Raw genomic sequence first — 23,339 nt, 5'->3', positions numbered from 1 at the left:
TGCAGAGAATATCGGAGGGACATATTATGAGAGTGATCGTAACCGGCGGCGGCACGGGAGGCCATATTTATCCGGCCATTGCCATCGCAGACAAAGTAATGGAAAAAAATCCGTCGTCAGAAGTGCTGTATATCGGCAATGATATCGGATTGGAGAAGGATATTGTACCCAGAAGCGGCTATAACATGGAGTTTGTATCTGCAAAGTGGCTGGACCGGCGAAATCTGCTGAAGGTCTTCGATACGGGGTTGACAACGATGCGCGGCGTGGCACAGGCATATCGTATCATGAAGAAATTTAAACCGGATGTCGTCATTGGTACAGGAGGATTTGTCTGTGTTCCGGTAATGTATGCCGGTCATAAGTATGGCGCGCGCTGCTATCTCCATGAGCAAAACGCTTTTCCAGGCGTTGCCAATAAGACATTGGAGAAATTCGCAGACAAAGTTTTTCTTGGATTTCCTGAGGCGAGTCATTATTTTCACCAGCCGGAAAAGCACATCTGTGCAGGGAATCCGGTACGTAAGAGCTTTTACGAAGCAGATAAAAGCGCCGCTCGGACAGCATTGTCCATTGGGCAGGACGATTTTGTCGTATTCTCTTTTGGAGGCAGCCAGGGCGCTGCGAAGATCAATGAGGTGGCGTTTGACCTGATGGAAGCCGTTAACGGCCATAGTGGCGTGACGTTCATCTTCGGTACGGGAAGTCAGTATTACACAGAGATTCTGGACAAGGCAGAGGAAAGAGGCATCGAACCGGCGGCCAATGTTCGGATTTGTTCCTATATTAATGATATGCCGACTTATCTGAGCGCAGCGGATTTGATAATCAGCAGAGCTGGCGCTTTATCCGTTGCGGAGACTACAGTTTGCGGAAAGGCCTCTATTTTGATTCCATCGCCTAATGTAACGGGCAATCACCAATATTTTAACGCAAAGTCGGTTGCAGATAAAGGCGGCGCGGTTTTATTGGAGGAAAAAGAGTTGACTAGCGAGGGACTGATCAGCGAAGTTATGCGTTTGCGTAACAATCCGGATATTCTGGAAGCGATGAGCAGAGCCAGCGCGCAGTGCGCGCCTTTAGACGCGTGTGAAGTGATCTATGCGGAGATGGAAAAAGGATGAAAGATTATTACGAAGATACGTATGAACCCCAATCAAATAGTGAATCAGATCAGGTTTATGATGATATTGTGTTTCGTCAGATTAAGCGTGATCGTAAAGTTCGGAAAAAAAAGCACTATTTGCGCAGATTTTTGATTTTCCTGGGTTTGATAGCCGGAATTATAATTTTTTTGTCTTCTGGCTTTTTCACTGTTAAATCTATTCAGGTAGAGGGAAATCATTACTATGCTGATGACGAGGTTATTAATATGGCCAATGCCCGAACGGGAGGAAATATCTTCTGGCAGGCCGGAACGTCAGGTATCAGGGACAAGCTGTTAGATGATCCGTATTTTGCTGGAGTAGAGGTGCGTAGAAAGCTGCCTGATACTTTGATCATTCAAGTAGATGAAAGAATGCAGATTGCCGCGATTTCTTATGGCGACGCCTATATTGTCATTGATGAAGAAGGGACGATGTTGAGAAAGACAACTGTAGACCCGAAGCTCACATTGCTGACAGGATTGACGGTCAGCAAATTAAATATAGGAGAGCTGGTAGAAGCTGAAGAAGCGGCTACTCTAAAAAGTACGCTTCAGATGCTGACGACCATGAAGGACGGTGATTTCTTCTTTAAAAAAATTGATGTATCCAGAGTCGTTATCAAAGCGTACATCTATGATACACTGGTAGTAAGGGGAACGCCGAAACAGATGATGAAGGCCATAGAAAACGGCAATTTACAGAAGGTTGTTAATAAGTTGATAAAAACTGACATAAAACGAGGTACGATAAACCTGGGCGATCACAATTATGTGCCATTTTCTCCGGATTTTTCGTGAAAAAGTAGATGCAAAGGCGCTGCTTTTGTGATAAAATAGATTATATTATGGGATGCAAGGAGGCAATTTAGAATGTTGCAATTTGAGACTGGACAGGATAATGCGGCAGTCATCAAGGTTATCGGCGTAGGCGGCGGCGGCTGTAACGCTGTAAATCGAATGATGGAAGCTGATTTAAGAGGCGTACAGTTTATCGCCGTCAATACGGATAAACAGGCGTTGAATAGATGCAAGGCTGAGACGAAGATACAGATCGGAGAGAAACTAACCAGAGGTCTGGGAGCAGGCGGAAATCCGGAAGTAGGTCAGCACTCCGCAGAGGAAACATTAGATGATATAACAGATCTGCTGGAAGGCTCCGATATGGTGTTTATCACTGCGGGCATGGGCGGCGGTACTGGAACGGGGGCCGCTCCGATTATAGCGAAAGCATCCAAGGATATGGGTATACTTACCGTTGGCGTGGTAACCAAACCATTTTCCTTTGAAGGTAAAAAGAGAAAAGATCAGGCCGAATTGGGATTGAGCTTTTTGAAAAAGTACGTAGACTCGCTGGTTGTAGTACCGAATGACAAATTACTGCAGAATTGCGAGAAGAACACCTCTATGCTGGAGGCCTTTACGATGGCGGATGATGTACTGCGCAAAGGTGTGCAGGGCATTTCAGATTTGATCAGTGATCACGCGCTGATTAACGTAGACTTTGCCGATGTAAAGAGCGTCATGACCGACAGAGGTGTGGCACATATGGGTACAGGCCGTGGCAAAGGCGAAAACAGAGCGAAAGACGCAGTCAAGACTGCTATCGAAAGTCCATTGCTTGAGACTACGATCGGCGGCGCGAAAGCTATCCTTCTGTATGTATCCGGCGGATATGATTTGGGCATGCTGGAGGTTAACGAAATCGCAAGCATGGTAGAAGAACAGGCGGATAGAGAAGCAATTCTGATCTTCGGCGCGGCAGTTAGCGAAGAAATGAACGATGAGGTTGCTATTACCGTTATCGCGACAGGCTTTGGTGAGGGACTTGAATCTACGGGTTCTGTAGGCTATAACACTTCTAAACCGCAGGAAGTTGTTACGGAGAATGGATTGACAGGCAGAAGCATGACTCTTGGACAGATCTTTGATGAGACCAAGGATGAGGACAAGAGCAATTCAAGATTTGACCTGCCGGACTTTCTCCGGGGACAGAAATAACCTTTATTGCTTTGTAGGAAAGCCGGCATTTGCGTGACCGGCTTTTTCGTGTAATTACTATGATGAAAGAAATCCGCTCCAGAGAAAACAGAATATATAAGGAATGCCAAAAGCTAGCTCAAAAAAAATACAGGGACAGAGAGGGCAAATATCTCATAGAGGGATTTAATCTTATGCAGGAAGTTCCGAGGCAGGATTTGTGCTATATGATTTTGCGGGAGGATACTTTGGGAGAAGGTTTGCCTGACGGTGAAAAGTATGTCATGGATGGGAAGCTTTTTGACAGATTAGCGCAGACAGAGACAAGTCAGGGCGTTATCGCAGTAGTCAGAAAGAGACAATACACAGTCGGAGAGCTGGGAGCGATTACTACAGAAAACAGCAACTTTGTTGTTTTGGATAGATTGCAGGATCCGGGCAATATCGGCACGATCATCAGGACAGCCGAGGGCGCCGGGTATGCAGCAGTCGTTGCGGTAAAGGGCACGGCGGATATCTTTTCGCCGAAGACCATACGCGCGGCGGCCGGTTCCGTCTTTAGAATCCCTATCGTTCATGTCGAGGACGGTAGGGAACTGAGAGAGCTTGCCGACAGCTTAGGTAAGAAGCTGGTTGTGACAAGTCTAAATACCGACACCTTATACTTTGACGCAGACCTTTCTTGCGCTACGGCTCTGGTCATAGGCAATGAAGGCGGCGGCGTAAGCGATGAACTTATACAATTGGCCGACGTCAGAGTAAGGATTCCGATGGAGGGCAGTCTGGAATCCCTTAATGCTGCTGTTGCCGCAGGCATATTGATGTACGAGGCACAGAGAAGAAATTTTTTATGTGAGGTATAAATAAGATGCAAGAGAAATTAGCGAAAATGCTGGAAGAAGCCAAAGCACAACTAGCCAAGGCATCCTCTCTGGCAGACACAGAAGAAGTAAGAGTTAAGATCCTTGGAAAGAAGGGTGAGCTTACGCAGATCCTCCGTTCTATGGGAAAGCTTCCTCCAGAAGAAAAGAAGGCCCTGGGGCAGGCCGCGAATAAAGTGAAAGCAGAGTTTGAACAGCTGCTTTCTGAAAAAGCTGTTGAAGTAAAAGAGAAGGCAAAGGAAGCAAAATTCAAGGCAGAAAAAATCGATGTAACCGAGCCGGGCAGAACTGTCGTTTATGGTGTGAAACATCCGATTACCCAGGTTATCGATGAAGTAGTGGAAATCTTTAAGGGCATGGGTTATTCCGTCTACGAAGGACCGGATGTGGATACTGTTTACAATACTTTCGACGCGCTCAACTCTCCGGAGAATCATCCGGCGAGAGACCTGACCGATACGTTCTATATCAGCGAAGACAAGGTATTAAGACCTCATACCTCGTCTGCGGAGATCAGAGCAGAGCACGATATGCCTCTGCCATACAAAGTTTTAATTCCAGGAAGATGTTACAGGGTAGACACACCGGACGCGACACATTCTCCGACATTCCATCAGATAGAAATGATGGTCATCGGCGAGGGCATTACTATGGGAGATTTGAAAGGCTCTCTCGACCATATGGCGAAACAGCTTTTCGGACCAGAGACGAGAACCAAGTTCCGTCCAAGTCACTTCCCATTCACTGAGCCGAGCGCGGAAATGGACGTTTCCTGTTTCAAATGCGGCGGCAAAGGCTGTCCTGTCTGCAAAGGCAGCGGCTGGATTGAAATTCTGGGCTGCGGCATGACCCATCCTCATGTACATCAGGCAGGCGGTATCGACACAGAAAAGTATACTGGCTTCGCGGTTGGCATGGGTGTGGAGAGAATCGCCATGCTTAAGTACGGAATCGACGATATTCGTTTCCTATACGAAAACGACATGAGATTCATCGAACAGTTCAAATAAGTTACAGTGAAAGAAATACGATCATTATGAGGTTAAAATAAAATGTTAGTATCATTAAATTGGTTAAAAGATTATACAGATGTCAACGTGCCAATCGAGGAATTCTGCAACCGTATGATTATGTCCGGCTCCGACATGGAAACCTGTGAAGAACTGGGAACCGGTATCCAAGGTGTCGTTGTAGGCAGAATTGATAAGATCGAACAGCATCCTGACGCGGATAAGCTGGTTGTTTGCCAGATCAACATAGGAGAAGAAGAACCGCTGCAGATTGTAACCGGCGCTACCAATATCTACGAAGGCGGATATTGCCCGATTGCAAAGCATAACAGCCATATTCCGGGACCCCTTCACGGCCAGCCGAAGGTAGAAGGCGGCGTGAAGATTACCAAGGGCAAGCTGAGAGGCGTTGTCTCAAACGGTATGATGTGCGGCCCGCAGGAATTGGGCATCGAGGATAAAATTGCGCCGTATATTTCCAAGGACGGTATCTGGATGCTGCCGGGAAACTGGGATGAACATCTTGGAGAAGATTTTGTAGAGGCGTTGGGTCTGCACGATTATGCCATCGATTTCTGCATCACGCCGAATCGTCCGGACTGCCTGTGCATGCTGGGCATGGCAAAGGAAGCGGCGGCAGTCTTCGAAGAAAAGATGACCTATCCGGAAAACGAATGCGAAAAGACTGATGAAAACGCGTCAGACTATATTTCCGTAGAAGTCAGAAATGAAAATTGCCTTCGTTATACCGCCAGAGTCATCAAAGACGTAAAAATCGAACAGTCTCCGTGGTGGCTGCAGAAAAGGCTGATGGCAGCCGGCATGAGACCGATTAACAACATGGTAGATATCACCAACTTTGTCATGATGGAATACGGTCAGCCGCTCCATGCGTTCGATATCAGAAGCGTGGCTGGTTCCCATATTATCGTTGATGTGGCAAAGGACGGCGATAAGTTTACGACCTTGGACGGACAGGAAAGAGATATTTACGCCGATACTTTGATGATCAACGATGCGGAGAAGCCGATCGGTATTGCGGGTATCATGGGTGGTCTCAACTCAGAAATCGTAGACGACACCAACACTGTACTGGTGGAATCCGCATGCTTTGACAAGAATTCCATCCATCGTTCGATGAAGAAGCTGGATATGAGAACCGAGGCTTCCGCAAGATATGAAAGAGGCCTGGACCCGAATCTGGCAGAAGCTGCTGCTGACAGAGTCTGCAAGCTGGTGGAAATGCTGGGATGCGGCAAGGTCTTAAACGGCAGCGTGGATGTCTATCACAATCCGCAGAAGCCGGTGACCATCTCCTGCAGAGTCAGCAAAGTAAACAAGGTGCTGGGTACGGAGATTCCGAGAGAGGAAATGGAAGGCTACTTCAAGCGCCTGGATATGGAGGTAGCTGGCGAGGGCGATATCATGCTGGTGACGCCGCCGACTGTTCGTCAGGATATGAAGGAAGAAATCGACTGTGTAGAGGAAGTTGCCAGATTATACGGATTTGACAATCTGCCAATGACGCTGCCGAAGGCTGATACAGTAGGAACTGTTTCCAAGAGTTGGGCCCTGCGTGATCTGACCAGAAACCTGCTCTGCGGTATGGGCTTAAATGAAATTCAGACCTATTCCTTCTCCAACCAGAAGATTCTGGACAATATCGGCATTGAGGAAGATTCCTGGGAAAGAAATCTGGTTGAAATCATCAATCCGATGGGAGAAGAAACCGCTGCCATGCGAACCCTGCTGACACCAGGCATGCTGGAGGTTCTTGGCAGAAACTATGCAAGAAACATCGATCGTGTAGGCGCTTACGAAATTGCGCTGACCTTCATGAATAATCTGATGGACGCAAACGCGCTGCCGGTCGAATCTTATAATTTATCGCTGGGTCTTTACGGCAAGGATGAGGACTTTTTCACTCTGAAAGGCATCATCTGCACGCTGCTGGAAAGACTAGGCATCAAAGAGCTGGAATTTACAGCTGAATCGGACTACAAAGTATATCACCCGGGCAGATGCGCGCGGATTCTCACCAAAGATATCAACGGTCAGGAGGTGGAACTGGGCATCATGGGTGAGGTGCACCCGGACGTAAGTGAAAAATACGGAATCGGAACACGCGCTTATGTGAGCGAATTGTTCTTCGATGTGATTGTAGAGCTTTCAAACAGAGAAATTCTCTATCATCAGCCGCCGAAGTATCCGTCGACATCCAGAGATATAGCGATGATTGTTGACGAGGATACCCTGGTCGGCGATATGGAAAAGAAGATCAGAGAGGCTGGCAAGGAGCTTCTCAGAGACGTGAAACTCTTTGACGTATATAGAGGAAAACAGGTTGATGAGGGCAAGAAGAGCGTTGCATTCAGCCTAACATATAGACACGATGACAGGACACTGACAGACGAAGAAGCAGACTCAGTACACGCGAATGTTGTTGATGCATTAAAAGAAGCATTCCAAGCAGTAATAAGGGAGTCCTAACCCGGCGATGCAAGCCGGCAGGATGACGGCGAAGAGAAGCCGTAGGTAGGACCCCCGTCAGGAGTGCAGCGCTTTAGCGCGTGGCACTCTACGGCGAAGAGTCCTAACCCGGCGATGCAAGCCGGCAGGATGACGGCGAAGAGAAGCCGTAGGTAGGACCCCCGTCAGGAGTGCAGCGCTTTAGCGCGTGGCACTCTACGGCGAAGAGTCCTAACCCGGCGATGCAAGCCGGCAGGATGACGGCGAAGAGAAGCCGTAGGTAGGACCCCCGTCAGGAGTGCAGCGCTTTAGCGCGTGGCACTCTACGGCGAAGAGTCCTAACCCGGCGATGCAAGCCGGCAGGATGACGGGGCGATGCAAGTCAACAGAAATGGCAGCGTAGTTAGAAAGGTGGAAATATGGACAGCAAAGTAACTGTAAAGATTTACGGCCAGGAGTATACGATAGCCGGTGATAAGGCCGAAGAAGAAATTCAGAGAATAGCAGAGTACGTTGATAATAAGATGCGTCTTATAAGCAGGGTTGCCGGTGAGGCAGCCCAGGGCAGCATCGGCATTCTGACTGCCATAAATGTTGCGGAAGAATACTTTGATGCCCTTAATCAGGTGGAGCAGCTTCGAATCTCTATAACAAAGCTAGAGAACGACTCTAAGTATTATCTTAAGATGTGGGAGGACGCGAAGAAGAATTTCGCCCAGTATAAGGAAAACCTGTCACAGATGCAGAATCAAAAGAAAGAAAACGAGGAGCGATTTAAGGAGCTGCAGGCAAAATGTACTGAATATGAGAATTCCTTCTTCGATTTACAGATGGAGAACATCCAGTTGAAGAGTGAGCTGGAAAAAATGAAGAATAACAGCTAGAGGAAATATCATGAATAAAAAAGCACTTGATGTGTTAGAGTACAAAAAAATAATTGAACTTTTGAAGGAGGAAGCAGGCTGTGATATGACGCGGGAGATGGCTTCTCATCTGCTTCCCTATACCGATATTCGGGTAATTTCAGAAGAATTAAGGTCAACCACTGAGGCGGTTGACCTTATTGTGCGTAAAGGGGCGCTTCCTACAGGCGGCATCTATGATATCGCTGGAAGCGTTGGATTTGCAAGGAAAGGCGGAGCTTTGACTATGAAGCAGCTGCTGCAGATTCACTATAATTTATCCATTGCGAGCAGAATTGTTTCTTTTATGAAAAGCGATTTACCAGAGCTGCCATTGATACGGTCTATGACAGAGCTGCTGGTAGTGATGCCACGACTTATGGAAAACATTGACCGATGCATTTTGTCGGAGGATGAAATGAGCGATAACGCGTCCGGCGAGCTGAGATCTATTCGCAGAACAATGGCCAGACAAAACGAGGCCATACGAAATAAGCTGAATCAGATGATCAGTTCAACGGCTAATAGAACATATCTGCAGGATGCGATTGTTACAATTCGCGATGGAAGATATGTAATACCGGTGAAGCAGGAGCACAGAGCGCACTTCCCGGGGATTGTTCACGATCAGTCGAAGGCCGGCGCTACGCTGTTTATTGAACCGCAAGCTATCGTCAACTTAAATAATGAACTGCGGGAGCTAGAATTGGCGGAGCAGGCGGAGATTGCCCGCATTCTGACTGAACTGTCGGAAGCCGTTGCAGAGCGTTATCACGATATTAAGAATAATCAGGAGCTGCTCATTCAGCTGGACTATATTATGGCAAAGGGGAAATTGTCAAGACGCATGGACGGAGAGGAGCCGCAGATCAACGACCGGGGACATCTGGATATACGTTCCGGCAGACACCCTTTGATTGACGCCAAAAAGGTAGTGCCTATCAACGTAGCTGTGGGAGAAGGGTATCGAACTCTGGTAGTTACGGGACCTAACACAGGGGGAAAGACAGTGACGCTGAAAACCGCGGGACTATTGTCGCTTATGGCGGCCAGCGGATTGCATATTCCGGCTTCCAGCCAGAGTCAGATTCCTGTTTTCTCAGACGTCTTTGCAGATATCGGTGACGAGCAGAGCATCGAACAGAGCTTATCAACTTTTTCTTCTCACATGAAGAATATTGTGAGGATTGTGGAGGAAGCGGACGATCACAGTTTGGTACTGGTGGATGAATTAGGGGCAGGCACAGATCCTACGGAGGGAGCGGCCCTTGCGATCTCGATTCTGGAGACACTTTATAAAAGGGGAGCTTGCACCATCGCTACAACCCATTATAATGAGATTAAGAAGTATGCGCTTTCTACGGAGGGTGTTGAAAATGCTTCTATGGAGTTTGATGTAACGACTTTAAGTCCGACATACAGGTTGACGATCGGCATACCTGGGAAATCCAACGCTTTTGAAATTTCGAGAAAGCTGGGATTGCCAGAGAGTCTTATCGACAGAGCAGGTCAGCTGATTGAACGGGGAGATATTGAATTTGAAGAAGTGATCAGCGCGATCGAAGCTGATAAGAAAAAGGCTGAAGCTGAGCGCGATGAAGCCGTCATGATCAATATCTCAATGAAGAAAAAGCAAGAGGAGATTGAACGGGAGCTATCGGCTCTGGAGAAGAAAAAGGAGAAGATCATCGCTGATGCCAGAGAGGAAGCCAGGGTTATGCTGCGGGACGCCAGAGAGACGGCCAGCGAGGTTCAGAAGGAGTTGCGGCAGCTTTCTAAGGTTCAGAGCTTAGGCGAAAGAAACAAACGGTTTGACAAGAGCAGACGTAAGCTGAGAGAAAGCGAAGAAAAGTATCAGGAGAGAATTATCCGAAGGGTCAACAATCAGCCTATAGACGCTTCTCAGCTACGGATCGGCGATCGGGTGAAGGTTCTGTCGCTGGATCAAAACGGGGAGGTTTTGTCTCTTCCTGATGACAAAGGAGATCTGCAGGTTAAAATCGGTATTATGAAGGCCAACCTTAATGTGGATGATTTAATGCTCATCGTAGACGGAACTGAGAAAAAAAAGCAGTCCAAGACGTCCGGATATGGAGGCTTGTATAAGGCAAAAGCACAGAATATATCAATTACGATCAACGTACAGGGTGAAAACCTGGACGACGCGGTGATGGACGTAGACAAATATCTGGATGACGCCTATGTGGCGGGTCTGCAGGAAGTAACCGTAATCCACGGCAGAGGGGAAGGCGTTTTGAAGAACGGACTACGTGCGATGATGAAACGTCATAAACATGTTGCTTCTTTCCGCAAAGGCAATTATAATGAAGGCGGCGAGGGCGTTACTATTGTTAAATTAAAATCGGAGTGACAGACTATGTATTTGATCAGCAGCTGCTTATTAGGCGCAAACTGTAAATATAATGGAGGCAATAATTTCTGTCAGGAGGCGGCGGATTTTCGCGCGGAGCATTCCTGCTGCGGCGTCTGCCCGGAGGCAGCCAGCGGATTACCGGTACCAAGACCGCCCGCAGAGCGAATTGGAGACAGAATTATGGATAAAGAGGGGAAAGACGTAACCGAGGCTTTTGCTAAGGGCTCTACGATTTCCCTACTGGCCGCATTGCAGGAGGCACAGCGGCGAGGTGAAGAAATTGAAGGAGCAATATTAAAAGCCAACAGTCCGTCCTGTGGAAGCGGGAGGATCTATGACGGGACTTTCAGCGGAACACTGACAGACGGTTGGGGCTGTTTTGCAGCGAAGCTCCGTGACAGAGGTATCAAAGTTATTTCAGAGAAGGAGATAAAAGATGGTAAATTTTAAGGAAGAAATCGCGAAATTGATCGCGCAGCAGGTGGAAGGGCTGGAGCTCTCCGAAATTGAGGCTATGGTAGAAGTGCCCCAGGATACGAAGATGGGGGATTATGCGTTTCCATGCTTTAAATTAGCAAAGACCTTGCGTAAAGCGCCGCCTCTCATTGCAAAGGGCATAGCAGAGGGTCTGAGCGGAAATCCTTTGTTTGAAAAGGTCGAGCAGGTTAATGCGTATGTAAATATGTTTATTTCCAAGGAAGAATTTGTGGGCGACGTGCTTCGTGAGGTTTTGGAACAGAAAGAGGATTTCGGGAAGTCCAATGTGGGCGATGGAAAGAAGGTCATTGTGGAATATTCTTCCCCGAATATCGCGAAGCCGTTCCATATCGGTCACATCAGAAGTACGGTAATCGGAAATTCCATCTACAAGATTTATGACGCTTTAGGTTATGACGTTGTCAGAATCAATCACCTGGGGGACTACGGCACGCAGTTCGGAAAGATGATCTGTGCTTACAGACACTGGGGCAACAAGGAAGACGTCGTCAAAGAGCCGATTAAGACGCTTCTCAGCTACTATACCAAGTTCCATGTAGAGGTGGAAACTCATCCTGAACTTGACGATGAAGCAAGAGAAATTTTTACAAGACTGGAGCACGGTGAAAAGGAAGAAACTGAGCTGTGGCAGTGGTTCCGCGATGAATCTCTGAAAGAATTCAACAGAGTTTACGATATGCTGGGAATTACCTTTGACTCCTATGCAGGCGAAAGCTTTTATTCTGACAAAATGCCGCGTTTCGTCAATGAGCTGAAGGAAAAGGGACTGATGCAGGAATCTCAGGGCGCGCAGATTGTAGATCTAGAAGAATATGGTCTCGGTGTTGCGCTGATTACCAAATCTGATGGCTCAACGCTGTATATCACCAGAGATATCGCGGCGGCTAATTACAGAAAAGAAACCTATGATTTCTATAAGAATATCTACGTAGTCGCTTCTCAGCAGAATTTGCACTTTGCGCAGTGGAAAAAGGTACTGCAGCTGATGGGTTATCAGTGGGAAAAGGACTGTATTCATGTGCCGTTTGGCTTGGTCAGCCTGGAAGAAGGCACTATGTCTACCAGACATGGACGCGTTGTTTTCCTGGAAGACGTATTGAATAAGGCAGTAGAAAAGACCAGAGAAATCATCGCGGAAAAGAATCCGGGAGCATCAGAGGAGGCCATCGATGAGACTGCCAAAACAGTAGGAATCGGCGCTGTTATTTTCCAGGAGCTGTCGAATAACAGAATCAAGGATTATGTCTTCAAATGGGATAAGGTCCTCAATTTTGATGGTGAAACCGGTCCGTATGTGCAGTATACCCATGCAAGATGCGCTTCCGTATTGCGTAAGGCCGGTGAGGAGATTGTCAGCAAGGCCGCCGAGGCTGATGGGCTGGATTGCAGTTATCTGTGCAGTGATAGCGCTTACGAGCTTGCGAAGTTACTGTATAAATTCCCTGCAATCGTTAAGGACGCGGGAGAAAAATATGAGCCTTCTATTGTAACCAGACATATCGTGGATATGGCGCAGGGCTTTAACCGCTTCTATCATGACGAGCATATCCTTACCGATAATGAAGCTGAAAAGACTGCCAAGGTGGCTTTGGTTATGGCTGCCAAGGAGGCGATTAAGAACGGTTTGGCTCTGCTTGGCATGAAAGCGCCGGAACGTATGTAAGGAAAGGATATTTGATTTATGAGGTATGAAGGCGATATCTACAGACCGCCAAGCGAGGCATACAGTCTGTTAATCCAAGTGACCATCGGATGCTCACACAATAAATGCACCTTTTGCAGCATGTTTAAGGACAAACGATTTCGGGTCAGAGACGTAAAGGAGGTTATGGAAGATCTGGAAATAGCCAGAAAAACCTATCGTAAGGTAGAGCGGATTTTTCTGTGCGATGGAGACGCTTTGTGCCTGGCGACAGACAAGCTTTTGGTAATTCTGGATAGAATCCGGGAGCTGTTTCCGGAGTGCAAACGAGTCAGTGTCTACGGCTCGGCGAAGGATGTGCTGAGAAAGACGCCGGAGGAGCTAAAACGTCTCAGAGACGCCGGGATCGGTATGATCTATTTGGGCGCTGAGTCAGGAAGCCAGAAGGTGCTGGACGCTGTGTGCAAAGGAGTAACGCGAGAGCAGATGATCGAATCGGTACACAGGATTGAGGATGCGGGAATACCGGCTTCCGTCACCTTTATTTCGGGTTTGGCGGGAAAAGAAGGCTGGGAGGATCACGCCATTGAAACGGGCAAAATGATCAGTGAGATGAATGCATCCTACGTTGGACTTCTGACACTGATGCTGGACTTCCGCGCGCCGATTACAGGTCAGATAGACCGAGGTGAGATCCATCTTCTGTCAGCAGAGGAGGTAGTAGCGGAAACCTATTTGCTATTGAAGCATGCCAATCCGACCAAGCCTTGCGTGTTCCGCAGCAATCACGCGTCAAACTATGTTTCTCTGCGAGGGAATCTGCCGGCAGATAAACCGAGAATGATGGAACAGCTGCAACGAGCCATGGAGGATACAGGGCTATTAAAAGATGAAAGATTCAGGATGCTATAGATGAGACTTCTTTTGACAACGTTAAACGCGAAATATATACACAGTAATCTGGCTCTGCGGTACTTATACGAAAGTGGCCGCAGAGCCGGTCTGTCTGCGGATCAGCTGTATGTAAAGGAATTTACTATTAACAATGAGGCCGGATATGTTTACGGAGAAATTTTGCGGGGACAATTCGACATCGTCTGCTTTTCCTGCTATATTTGGAATATCCGGCAGATCTGCGACCTGGCTGCCGATCTGAAAAAAACACAACCATCCCTTATCATTTTGCTGGGAGGTCCGGAGGTCAGTTATGAGGCGGACGCGTTTTTACAGCAAAATCCGTGGGCTGACGGTATTCTCCGAGGAGAGGGAGAGACCGCGTTTGAAAAACTATGTGCAGATCTGCAGTCGGGGTTATCAGTCAAAGGGTGTCTGTCAGGGCTACCGTCTCTTATCTGGCGAGACGGCGATTGTATCCGCGATAATGAGATGGGAGAGGTGATTGAAATGGCAGCTTTGCCATTTCCCTATGAAAATTTGCCTCCGGCGGAAGATAAGGTAGTTTACTATGAAGCCTCCAGAGGATGTCCGTATCGGTGCAGTTATTGCTTGTCTTCTTTGGAAAAAACCATCAGGCCGTTGCCGCTAGAACGAACGCTCTCGGAACTTTCATGGTTTTTGGATGCCGGTATTCGCCAAGTAAAATTTATTGACAGAACCTTTAATTTTGATAAACAGCGGGCTAAGTCGATTTGGCAGTATTTGATCGATCATGACAATGGAACGACAAATTTTCACTTTGAAATCTGCGCGGCGCTTTTAGATGACAGCTGCCAGAAAGTGATCGCCGGTGCAAGAAAGGGGCTGTTCCAATTTGAGATTGGCATTCAGAGCTGTAATGCCGCGGCGTTAGCCGCCATAGATCGCGTCGAGGATATGGCGCGAGCGCTGAAGAATATACGAAGTTTAGTAGCTATGGGAAACAGCCATATTCATGTGGATCTGATTGCGGGACTGCCTTATGAGGATTACGAATCCTTTGCCTTATCCTTTGATACGGTTTACGAGCTTGGAGCTGATAATTTGCAGCTGGGATTTTTGAAGCTGCTCAAAGGCACAAAAATACGAGAGCAAGCGGAGGAATACGGTTATCTTCAACGAAGCTACGCGCCGTATCAGATTTTGGCCAGCCGATGGATGTCAGCCCTTGATATGGATAGGCTTGCTGAGATTGAAGCTGTGCTGGAATTATATCACAATAAAGGCGGATTTTCGCAGACTGTACAAATGATGATCGCAGAATGCTTTGATGGCAGCGCGTTTGGGTTTTATGAAAAGCTGGCCGTTTTTTTCTATGGACAAGGATTTCAGCATCGTTCTCACAAAAAGGAAGACCTATATCGAATTTTATTACTGTTTGTGGAGCATACCGTATCCTCTGACGTGATAAAAGAGCGCGCCGGACGCCTTTTGATGGAGGATCTGGAAAAAACCATGAACTTTGACGCGGTGAAGAAATTTTATAAAAAAGGATGGAATTTGCAATGGAAATGAAAAGAATACAGGATCGTATCGGAGAATATCTGATTTCTCATGTAGATGACTTTTTGTTCGATGAATTGTCGGATAATTATCTGGAAAAGGCGGGCATTGCGGACATCCTGTCCGGTGTACCGGTGCCTATTCGCAAGACGGCGCTGTCAAATCTGTCTACCCTTGTGATTGCGCAGAACATGGCGTTTATTGTGGGTTGCGATCTGAATTTTAAGTACAGGGATAATTATGTGGCCTATATTTTGAGGACCTTTACAAAGGATTTTGCCAGACCGTTGATTGGCGACGGGGTGGAAGCCGCCGCGAAAAATGATTTTGATCATGCCTGCATTTGTTTCCGTGCGGCTCTTTTGATTGACCCGGATAATGTGGACGCGTTGTATTGCTATGGACGTGCATGTAAGGATTCTTACGAGAATGGGGAAGGCGAGGAGTATATAGGCCGTTATAAGGCTGAATCCTTAGAGGCTTTTGAGAAGCTGACGCTGAAAAAACCGGATTTTGACATGGGATTTTATTTCCTGGGCTATGGATATCTGAACCTGGGATTATATATGAAGGCGAAGCTGACGTGGGAGACGTTTATGAAACTGTCGGAAAACCAGGAGCAGAAGGATGAGGTCAGCGGATGGCTTGCGAAGCTGGAGGAGCCGGTAAGGATTGAGGAGGGCTACAATCATGTGCTGGCCGGCAGATTTGATGAGGGAATTTCTGTATTGGCTGGCTACGAGGATGATACTCGCTTCAATACCTGGTGGCCGCTGTGGTATTATCTTGGCGTCGCTTATCAAGCGACGGGGGAAAGAGATATGGCAAAAGAGCGATTTTTGCAGGTACTCAAGCTGTCGCCAAGTAATGTTGAGGCTATGGATGAATTGGCGGCTTTATATGAAGCTGAGGGAAATATGGAAATGGCGGATAAATATCGGAAAAAAATTCAGGTGGTAAAACAGAATGCTGAATTGGATCGCGCGGAGAAAGCCGAGGGAATGTCGTAAGGTCTTTGGTCACGCCTCTCGGTTCAAGTCCTGTCGCCGCGAAATCATCACAAAAAAACTGCTCATGAGAGCAGCTTTTTTATTTCGATTTGGTTGCGGGGACAGTCCGTTGCGCGATTTTGCAAAGCAAAATCGCCGCCCTTCACAGGCTCAAGCAGCCTGTTCGGACCGTGACCTACTCGACAGTCCGCAGGACTGTCTCGTTTCACGGTCACGCCTCTCGGTTCAAGTCCTGTCGCCGCGAAATCATCATAAAAAACTGCTCAAAAGAGCAGTTTTATCTTCATGGTTGCGGGGACAGTCCGTTGCGCGATTTTGCAAAGCAAAATCGCCGCCCTTCACAGGCTCAAGCAGTCTGTTCGGGCCGTGACCTACTCGACAGTCCGCAGGACTGTCTCGTTTCACGGTCACGCCTCTCGGTTCAAGTCCTGTCGCCGCGAAATCATCATAAAAAACTGCTCAAAAGAGCAGTTTTATCTTCATGGTTGCGGGGACAGTCCGTTGCGCGATTTTGCAAAGCAAAATCGCCGCCCTTCACAGGCTCAAGCAGCCTGTTCGGACCGTGACCTACTCGACAGTCCGCAGGACTGTCTCGTTTCACGGTCACGCCTCTCGGTTCAAGACCTGTCCCTGCGAAATTATCACAAAAAACTGCTCAAAAGAGCAGTTTTATCTTCATGGTTGCGGGGACAGGACTTGAACCTGCGACCTCCGGGTTATGAGCCCGACGAGCTACCAACTGCTCTACCCCGCGATATCAAATATGTAATCTATAAATGGTGCCGGAAACCGGGGTCGAACCGGTACGATCGGTAAGGATCGCAGGATTTTAAGTCCTGTGCGTCTGCCAATTCCGCCATTCCGGCGTACCACATTAGGCTACATAAAAAAATTGGCTCCGAGGGTGGGGCTCGAACCCACAGCCTACCGGTTAACAGCCGGTTGCTCCACCATTGAGCTACCTCGGAACATTGCCATCTCACTGACGACAAAAATAATTATAGTATAGATTGTGATGATTGTCAAGATACAATTTTAAAATATTGCTCAAAATCCAACGATCCTTTATCATTGTTTCGGCAAAGACGTAGCAGTATTTAAGCAAGTTTTCTGACTATTCCCCTTTGCGTAATGTGATGTTGCCCCAGAGCGGCAAATATTGTATAATATTGTAGGAAATTCAATGTAAGAAAGGAACGAAAATGAAATACAACCCCCCTTATTTTGATTTTGAAATTTGCGGCGTAAAAAGACAGCTTCCTTTTGTAAAGATAAAGGATGATATGGCGCTTGCCAGCTTCTGCATCGTCTCTGATACAGAACTGGTACAGGCTGTAGCGCCAGAGCTTGCAAAGAGACTTCCGGAGTTTGACGTACTTTTGACAGCAGAAGCAAAGGGGATTATTCTGACTTATGAAATCAGTAGAATTCTCGGACACAAGGATTTTGTTGTAGCTAGAAAAAGCAACAAACCATATATGCAGAATGTGTTGGAAGCTAACGTTTATTCCATTACTACGCAAAAAAAGCAGACGCTCTACATGGATGGCTGTGATGTAGAGAAAATTCGCGGTAAGAGAGTTGCTATCATTGATGATGTTATCGCTACAGGCGAATCCCTCAACGCCTTGGAAACATTGGCAAAGGAAGCCGGCGCTGAGATTGCCTGCCGTGCTGCTGTTCTTGCCGAGTTGGATTCCGTATACAGGGACGATATTATTTTCCTGAAGGAACATTTTGTATTTACACCGAATGAAGACGGAACCTTTACTCCGATTGAAAGTGAAATGAAAAAAGCGGCAAAAGCAAAAGAAATGGAAACAGAGATTTCTGTCTCCACATTTAGATAAGAGATGAAAACCTCCCGAATTGAGCAAGGATCTTCGGGAGGTTTTTTATGTTACAACTATTCGGATATTTTTTCTTTGAATTCTTCAGCGATTCGCGCGCGAAGCTCCGGATCAACCATGTACTCACAGGCAACAGCTCCCATGCCTTTGGCGGCGAGCAGCATGCCCCTGTAGCCTAAGTCAGAATTTGCAGCCTGACAGAAGCCGTCTGTATGGCAGATAATATCCTCTGGCCCCATTTTGAAATAAGAACCAAGGGTTGGGCAAGCATAGCAGATGTCGCCTACGTCCCAGGCAAAATTTCGAGAATCCTCCTGCTTATAAGATTCTCCGATGGAATCCAGATATTCGGCCATCACCAGACCCATCTGGTGATTGGATTTCGTATCCTTCATTGGGTTTTTAACAACTTCCATTTTGTAGTCGCACCCGGTAACCAGAGCTGCGGCTTTTGCGGAATTTTCCAGGTCGCGTCTGACTCTTGCCAGGTTTTTGGCTGTATCTGAGCGGATGCTGAACTCCAGACTGCAGCTGTCCGGAATGGTGTTAGAGAGCAGTCCTCCGTCAGTAATGATAGAGTTGACTACATCACAGGGCAGATGCTGCTGACGGATAGCGTTCATGTTGTTGATGCAAAGCATGCCGGCAGTGAGCGCGTTTTTACCCTGCGTTGGATCGCCTCCGCAATGGACAGCAAAACCTTTGAAGTGAACTTTTATGGTAATTGCCGCTACCAGATGACGTTCTATGACAGTTTCTCCTTCTCCATGGGCAGTCAGCACGCAGTCTACGTCGTCAAAGTATCCCTTTTCTACCAGGATAACTTTAGCACCGTAGTTTTCTACTGTACCTTCTTCAGCAGGGGAACCGATGACGCGGACTTCACCGCCAAGGGTTTCCTGAATATGACTTAAAGCGATGCCTGCGCCGACCGCGGAACAGCAGAAAAGGTTATGGCCGCAGCCGTGACCGATCTTTGGCAAAGCGTCGTACTCTGCAACAAAAGCTATGACAGGACCTGGCTTGCCGGATTTTTTTACTGCAAGGAACGCCGTATCCATACCGCTGATGCCGCGCTGCAGGTCGAAACCGTTTTCCTCCAGCATATCAGACAGCAGTCCGGAAGCTAAATATTCCTGATAACCCAGTTCAGGATTCTCCCAGATTTTGCGGCTCATAGCGGTAAGAGCTTCAAATCTTGCGTCCAGTTCTTTTGAAAGAGATTGGATATATTTATCAGCTAACATGCTTTCCTCCTTACATCATGATAAAGCTTCCTGGACCTAACGGCAGCTGCAGCTTGTACCAAATCAGAAGAAGAAGAACCCATGTAACGGCAAAGGTGATGGCTAATGGGAGCATTGTAGCGATAATAGAGCCAAGACCGGATTTTTTGTCATATTTCAGCGCAGTCATAATGATGAAAGGCATGAATGGTTCTAATGGGGAAATGGAGTTGGTGACAGAGTCGGCAATACGGAACGCCGCTTGTGTAAATTCCGGTGTGAAGCCAAGGCCCATGAACATCGGAACGAAGATTGGCGCCATCAGAGCCCATTTAGCCGAAGCGCTGCCTATGACAAAGTTGATCAGCATGGTGATACCGATGAATGCAACGATGAGAGGCACGCCTGTCAGGTGACTGCTGCTCAGGAAGTCAGAGCCTTTGACAGATAAATAAAGTCCTAGGTTGGATTGAGAGAATGCTTTGACGAATTGTCCCGCAAAGAAGCAGAGAACCACAAAGCCTGCTAAACCAGCCATGGATTTTCCCCACATGTTAACTAAATCTGCAGATTTCTTGATTACCTTGGTACGAATACCATAAGCTAAACCGGCAACTAAGAACAGCAGTGTCAGAATTGGAACCATACCGCTCATGAATGGGGATACAATAACACCGCCGTCCTCGCCGCGGAGAAGCCCATTCTTTGGAATAATGGTGATTGCGATGATAATGACGTAGATCAGTGTTGCGATACCGGCCCACTTCAGTCCGGATTTTTCTTCTCCTGTTACAGCCGCGAGAGTTTCGCTTTCTGCTGTCTCGATGTTATCTGCTTCACCATCTTCCGCGTGATATTCCCCTAATCTCGGTTCGATGATTTTGTCGACAACGATTGTTCCGACGATGGTCAGCACAATAGTGGACGCTGCCATGAAGTACCAGTTTACAGTTGGATTTACAGCGTAAGAAGGATCATAGATCTGCGCTGCAGATTCTGTAATACCAGAGAGAAGAATATCTGTCTGGGTGATCAAAAGGTTGGCGGAAAGACCGGCGGCAACACCGGCAAAACCGGTTGCCAGCCCGGCGATCGGATGACGTCCCATGCCCCTGAAGATCATTGCGCCAAGAGGCGGGATAATTACGAATGTAGCGGAACCTGCTAAGCTACCCATGATGCCTACGAATAAAACAATTGCAGTAACAAGAGCCCTTGGCGCGCCAGAAATGCTGGATTTAATAACTGCTGTTACAAGTCCGCTTTCTTCAGCGATACCGATGCCCAACATGGAAACTAAAGTGATGCCCAGTGGACTGAATGTTACGAAGTTTTCAACCATGGACTGCAAGAACCAAGTGAGACCCTCTTTACTCATCAAATTTGAGATATGCTGTTCTTCACCGCTAGTCGGATGTGGGAACACAATATTTCCGCACAGAGCTGATACGATGAAAACTACGACGGTTAAAATCATGAATATGTAAACGGGATGTGGAAGCTTATTTCCAAACTTCTCAATACCGTTCCATATCCGGCTTTCTTTTTGTTTCATTGATAACTCCTTCTTCATTAATAATATTGCACATAAAAATACAATCCATTTAAAATCGTGGATAGATGTTAAATGCGCTGCCGTTATATTATATATCCGCTGTTTTGAAAGAATCAATCTCTATTTTTCGATTTTTAGGGAATTTTTATGGATTTTGTCTTCTTTTGTTCTGTTTTGGACGTCGTGTTCGCCGGCATGATTGACAAAGCCGCGAAAGATCCCCTTTGATTTAAAAGAAATCAGGAGTGAAGCGATACCGGCTAGTAGGATAACTGCATACTCGAAGCCATCGCAAACTTGGAACAGAAGACCGTAGAGGGCATTGCCCAGAGGTTGGGCGCAAAGTGTTACGGTGAGAGTGACGGAAATGACCTTTCCGATCAGACGCTGTGGAGTTTCTGTTTGCACAAAGGCCATAACCTGCACTGAAAAAAGGGTGGAAAAAATCATAATCAGGAAGCAGCAGACAGTAAGGACTACATAGTTTGCTATTGGAGAGGACAGAAGGGCCGGCGCGATACCCATGGGGAAAACACAGATGGCACAAATTACAATAAAGCTTCCTGATTTCTCAATGGTAAGCTTACGAGCGAAGATACCTGCACAGAGTCCTCCGGCTAAACCTCCGGCTGCAAGAGCGCCTTCTGCGAAGCCATAGAGCTTATTGGCTGCGGCAGGAGTGAAATCTAAAACTTCCGTAACCATATATGGGAGGCCGACAATGATCATGGAAGAAAGAAACAGATTGATGCCGCAGACGGCCAGAAGTCCTTTGCCGATCACAGATTTATCCTTCCATATAAAATGGAGGCTTACAGAAAAATCGTCTTTGATGATATGCGGTATGGAATTGCCGGCTGGTTGGCGGACAAAGGGAATTTTAATGAAAAGCTCCATCACTGCCGATAATATAAAACAGACAATACATAAAAACAGGACGGGAGTTAGGCCGTAGGCGCTGTACAGAATGCCTCCCAGAACAGGTCCTATAAGCGCGGCAAGGGAAGAAATCATATTGATAATAGAGTTGGCCTGAAGGATGTATTCAGGTTGAACGAGAGCCGGAACGCTGGCCTGGACAGCGGGTTGGTAAGCTCCGTAAATCCCGTACAACAGCATCAATGTAACAGTCAGTAGTAGAATCAGGTTTATAGAATTTGTGAGCAGAAAAAAGAGTGTGATGACCGCGGCAGTAGAAAAATCAAGAATGACCATGATATTTCGTTTATTGACGCGATCTGCAATGATGCCGCCAATTGGCGAAAGACAAATAGCGGGAATAAAAGCGCAGGCTGTAACAGTGCCGTATAATGCGGAGGAACCGGTTTGGTTCAGAAGGTACAGCGGTAAAGCAAATCGAATAGCAGCGTTGCCAAAAAGAGAAATAATCTGACCAATAACTACCAGAAAGAAATCTCTAGAAAATTTTTGTTGTTTCATTAGGTGAATACCTCCTTTGATGATTAATTATAGATACCGCATGACGGTATGTATAACGGTGAGAAAGAATCTGCCTCAGCAGAGATAGATTATGATGTACAGCAGAATCCGACAGTATAGAACGAGCGACCACGTTTATTTATCTGTGCTCTTGATAAATATCTGTTAGAGTAAGCAATCTGTCGACAATTTCATCATCGATAATATCCAGACCGAAGCCTTTCATCATCTGCCGGAACAGCATGACTTTACCGCGAATTTCATCGACAGAGCTGCCGGAAGTCATTGGATTGAGCCAGACATTCGCTAGAAGCAGAATCAATTCAGCCAGCTGTTCGGGATACTCTGTGGTGATAGAACCGTCGTCGATACCCTGCTGAATAATCGGCCGGATATATTCTGGAGCAGCAAATTTAATTGTGTCTTCTAACATGGAAAAGAATAATTGCGGATTGTTATTCATGTTAGGCGCGATGGTAAACAGTTTGTCTTGTACAGGACGATTTAAGGAACTTTTGAAGGCCATTCTTAATTTTTCTTTGCCTGAGACGCCATCCAAATCTCTGATTTGAGACAGCAATCTGTTGGAATCTGCTGTTAGCCGATCCGTGACGGCTATCAGAATATCTTCTTTTGATTTGAAGTGATGGTAGATAGCACCCTTGCTCAGACCGCCTAAATTGTCGATGATATCTTGAATAGAGGTGTATTGGTAGCCTTTCTCCAGAAAAAGACGGAAGGATACGTCTAGTATCAGATTGACTGTTTCTTCCGGATGTTTACTTCTTGCCATGGTTTGTTTCCTCCTGACTATAACATACTAACGGTATGTTTATTGTAGCATGACATCCTTTTTCTGTCAACGGTAAATAGATCGGGACTGAAATGAGGGTGCGATAATAACGTTGAAATCATGAAA

General features: G+C 46.8%; 18 protein-coding genes and 3 tRNA genes. 14 read left to right on the top strand and 7 right to left on the bottom strand.

Annotated elements, in window-relative coordinates:
• The first annotated feature begins 26 nt into the window (after nt 1-26).
• The 13 genes from murG to ACPW7J_RS10000 all read left to right on the top strand — a co-directional run bounded on the left by murG (nt 27) and on the right by ACPW7J_RS10000 (nt 16,349).
• Nucleotides 27-1,124, top strand: coding sequence for an undecaprenyldiphospho-muramoylpentapeptide beta-N-acetylglucosaminyltransferase (gene murG, locus ACPW7J_RS10060; protein WP_161874881.1), 1,098 nt, complete (start codon nt 27-29; stop codon nt 1,122-1,124).
• Complete coding sequence (locus ACPW7J_RS10055) at nt 1,121-1,945, top strand: FtsQ-type POTRA domain-containing protein (protein WP_161874882.1); 825 nt, start codon at nt 1,121-1,123, stop codon at nt 1,943-1,945. The genes murG and ACPW7J_RS10055 overlap by 4 nt, the downstream gene beginning before the upstream one ends.
• 72 nt (nt 1,946-2,017) lie before the next feature.
• A complete protein-coding gene (gene ftsZ / locus ACPW7J_RS10050) occupies nt 2,018-3,145 on the top strand; it encodes a cell division protein FtsZ (RefSeq protein WP_425755164.1) in 1,128 nt (375 codons plus the stop codon).
• Between the two features lie 29 nt (nt 3,146-3,174).
• Nucleotides 3,175-3,987, top strand: a complete 813-nt coding sequence (locus ACPW7J_RS10045; protein ID WP_161874884.1) for a TrmH family RNA methyltransferase — start codon at nt 3,175-3,177, stop codon at nt 3,985-3,987.
• Nucleotides 3,988-3,992: 5 nt separating this feature from the next.
• Nucleotides 3,993-5,015, top strand: coding sequence for a phenylalanine--tRNA ligase subunit alpha (gene pheS / locus ACPW7J_RS10040; protein WP_161874885.1), 1,023 nt, complete (start codon nt 3,993-3,995; stop codon nt 5,013-5,015).
• A gap of 42 nt (nt 5,016-5,057) precedes the next feature.
• Entirely contained in the window at nt 5,058-7,505 is a 2,448-nt protein-coding gene (gene pheT, locus ACPW7J_RS10035; RefSeq protein WP_425755163.1) for a phenylalanine--tRNA ligase subunit beta, read from the top strand.
• A gap of 398 nt (nt 7,506-7,903) precedes the next feature.
• Entirely contained in the window at nt 7,904-8,368 is a 465-nt protein-coding gene (locus ACPW7J_RS10030) for a cell division protein ZapA (protein ID WP_161874887.1), read from the top strand.
• Nucleotides 8,369-8,378: 10 nt separating this feature from the next.
• Nucleotides 8,379-10,757 (top strand): endonuclease MutS2, encoded by a 2,379-nt coding sequence (locus tag ACPW7J_RS10025; RefSeq protein ID WP_425755162.1) that lies wholly within the window; start codon nt 8,379-8,381, stop codon nt 10,755-10,757.
• 6 nt (nt 10,758-10,763) lie between these two features.
• Nucleotides 10,764-11,210, top strand: a complete 447-nt coding sequence (locus tag ACPW7J_RS10020; protein ID WP_161874889.1) for a DUF523 domain-containing protein — start codon at nt 10,764-10,766, stop codon at nt 11,208-11,210.
• Nucleotides 11,197-12,921 carry an arginine--tRNA ligase gene (argS, locus tag ACPW7J_RS10015; protein ID WP_161874890.1) on the top strand — a complete coding sequence of 575 codons (1,725 nt, stop codon included), beginning with the start codon at nt 11,197-11,199 and terminating at the stop codon, nt 12,919-12,921. Before ACPW7J_RS10020 ends, argS begins: the two co-directional genes overlap by 14 nt.
• An 18-nt stretch (nt 12,922-12,939) precedes the next feature.
• Complete coding sequence (locus tag ACPW7J_RS10010) at nt 12,940-13,812, top strand: radical SAM protein (RefSeq protein ID WP_425755161.1); 873 nt, start codon at nt 12,940-12,942, stop codon at nt 13,810-13,812.
• Nucleotides 13,813-15,351: a DUF4080 domain-containing protein gene (locus tag ACPW7J_RS10005; protein WP_425755160.1), complete on the top strand. Its 1,539-nt coding sequence runs from the start codon at nt 13,813-13,815 to the stop codon at nt 15,349-15,351.
• Nucleotides 15,342-16,349: a tetratricopeptide repeat protein gene (locus ACPW7J_RS10000; RefSeq protein WP_425755159.1), complete on the top strand. Its 1,008-nt coding sequence runs from the start codon at nt 15,342-15,344 to the stop codon at nt 16,347-16,349. Before ACPW7J_RS10005 ends, ACPW7J_RS10000 begins: the two co-directional genes overlap by 10 nt.
• Nucleotides 16,350-17,027: 678 nt before the next feature.
• Here ACPW7J_RS10000 and ACPW7J_RS09995 read toward each other — a convergent pair.
• The 3 genes from ACPW7J_RS09995 to ACPW7J_RS09985 all read right to left on the bottom strand — a co-directional run bounded on the left by ACPW7J_RS09995 (nt 17,028) and on the right by ACPW7J_RS09985 (nt 17,317).
• Nucleotides 17,028-17,103, bottom strand: a tRNA-Met gene (locus tag ACPW7J_RS09995).
• A gap of 23 nt (nt 17,104-17,126) precedes the next feature.
• A tRNA-Leu gene (locus ACPW7J_RS09990) sits at nt 17,127-17,215 on the bottom strand.
• A gap of 27 nt (nt 17,216-17,242) precedes the next feature.
• Nucleotides 17,243-17,317, bottom strand: a tRNA-Asn gene (locus ACPW7J_RS09985).
• 234 nt (nt 17,318-17,551) lie between these two features.
• Here ACPW7J_RS09985 and ACPW7J_RS09980 point away from each other — a divergent pair.
• Nucleotides 17,552-18,199: a phosphoribosyltransferase family protein gene (locus ACPW7J_RS09980; protein ID WP_161874894.1), complete on the top strand. Its 648-nt coding sequence runs from the start codon at nt 17,552-17,554 to the stop codon at nt 18,197-18,199.
• Between the two features lie 56 nt (nt 18,200-18,255).
• Here the strand turns inward: ACPW7J_RS09980 and ACPW7J_RS09975 are convergent, their stop codons facing one another.
• The 4 genes from ACPW7J_RS09975 to ACPW7J_RS09960 form a co-directional block, all read right to left on the bottom strand.
• The gene (locus ACPW7J_RS09975) at nt 18,256-19,446 is read right to left on the bottom strand and encodes a M20 family metallopeptidase (RefSeq protein WP_161874895.1); all 1,191 of its coding nucleotides are present in this window, start codon (nt 19,444-19,446) and stop codon (nt 18,256-18,258) included.
• A 10-nt stretch (nt 19,447-19,456) separates the two neighbouring features.
• Nucleotides 19,457-20,980 carry an AbgT family transporter gene (locus ACPW7J_RS09970; RefSeq protein ID WP_161874896.1) on the bottom strand — a complete coding sequence of 508 codons (1,524 nt, stop codon included), beginning with the start codon at nt 20,978-20,980 and terminating at the stop codon, nt 19,457-19,459.
• Between the two features lie 120 nt (nt 20,981-21,100).
• Nucleotides 21,101-22,420: an MFS transporter gene (locus ACPW7J_RS09965; protein WP_425755158.1), complete on the bottom strand. Its 1,320-nt coding sequence runs from the start codon at nt 22,418-22,420 to the stop codon at nt 21,101-21,103.
• A 139-nt stretch (nt 22,421-22,559) separates the two neighbouring features.
• Complete coding sequence (locus ACPW7J_RS09960) at nt 22,560-23,213, bottom strand: TetR/AcrR family transcriptional regulator (RefSeq protein WP_161874898.1); 654 nt, start codon at nt 23,211-23,213, stop codon at nt 22,560-22,562.
• Between the last annotated feature and the right edge of the window lie 126 nt (nt 23,214-23,339).

The sequence above is a fragment of the Ihubacter sp. rT4E-8 genome, assembly GCF_049852125.1.
GTDB lineage: Bacteria > Bacillota > Clostridia > Peptostreptococcales > Anaerovoracaceae > Senimuribacter.
This window is presented reverse-complemented; position numbering and strand designations above follow the sequence as displayed.

Coding starts and splice junctions, on each gene's coding strand:
- murG (WP_161874881.1), top strand. CDS start 27: ATGAGAGTGATCGTAACCGGCGGCGGCACGGGAGGCCATATTTATCCG.
- ACPW7J_RS10055 (WP_161874882.1), top strand. CDS start 1,121: ATGAAAGATTATTACGAAGATACGTATGAACCCCAATCAAATAGTGAA.
- ftsZ (WP_425755164.1), top strand. CDS start 2,018: ATGTTGCAATTTGAGACTGGACAGGATAATGCGGCAGTCATCAAGGTT.
- pheS (WP_161874885.1), top strand. CDS start 3,993: ATGCAAGAGAAATTAGCGAAAATGCTGGAAGAAGCCAAAGCACAACTA.
- pheT (WP_425755163.1), top strand. CDS start 5,058: ATGTTAGTATCATTAAATTGGTTAAAAGATTATACAGATGTCAACGTG.
- ACPW7J_RS10030 (WP_161874887.1), top strand. CDS start 7,904: ATGGACAGCAAAGTAACTGTAAAGATTTACGGCCAGGAGTATACGATA.
- ACPW7J_RS10025 (WP_425755162.1), top strand. CDS start 8,379: ATGAATAAAAAAGCACTTGATGTGTTAGAGTACAAAAAAATAATTGAA.
- ACPW7J_RS10020 (WP_161874889.1), top strand. CDS start 10,764: ATGTATTTGATCAGCAGCTGCTTATTAGGCGCAAACTGTAAATATAAT.
- argS (WP_161874890.1), top strand. CDS start 11,197: ATGGTAAATTTTAAGGAAGAAATCGCGAAATTGATCGCGCAGCAGGTG.
- ACPW7J_RS10010 (WP_425755161.1), top strand. CDS start 12,940: ATGAGGTATGAAGGCGATATCTACAGACCGCCAAGCGAGGCATACAGT.
- ACPW7J_RS10005 (WP_425755160.1), top strand. CDS start 13,813: ATGAGACTTCTTTTGACAACGTTAAACGCGAAATATATACACAGTAAT.
- ACPW7J_RS10000 (WP_425755159.1), top strand. CDS start 15,342: ATGGAAATGAAAAGAATACAGGATCGTATCGGAGAATATCTGATTTCT.
- ACPW7J_RS09980 (WP_161874894.1), top strand. CDS start 17,552: ATGAAATACAACCCCCCTTATTTTGATTTTGAAATTTGCGGCGTAAAA.
- ACPW7J_RS09975 (WP_161874895.1), bottom strand. CDS start 19,446: ATGTTAGCTGATAAATATATCCAATCTCTTTCAAAAGAACTGGACGCA.
- ACPW7J_RS09970 (WP_161874896.1), bottom strand. CDS start 20,980: ATGAAACAAAAAGAAAGCCGGATATGGAACGGTATTGAGAAGTTTGGA.
- ACPW7J_RS09965 (WP_425755158.1), bottom strand. CDS start 22,420: ATGAAACAACAAAAATTTTCTAGAGATTTCTTTCTGGTAGTTATTGGT.
- ACPW7J_RS09960 (WP_161874898.1), bottom strand. CDS start 23,213: ATGGCAAGAAGTAAACATCCGGAAGAAACAGTCAATCTGATACTAGAC.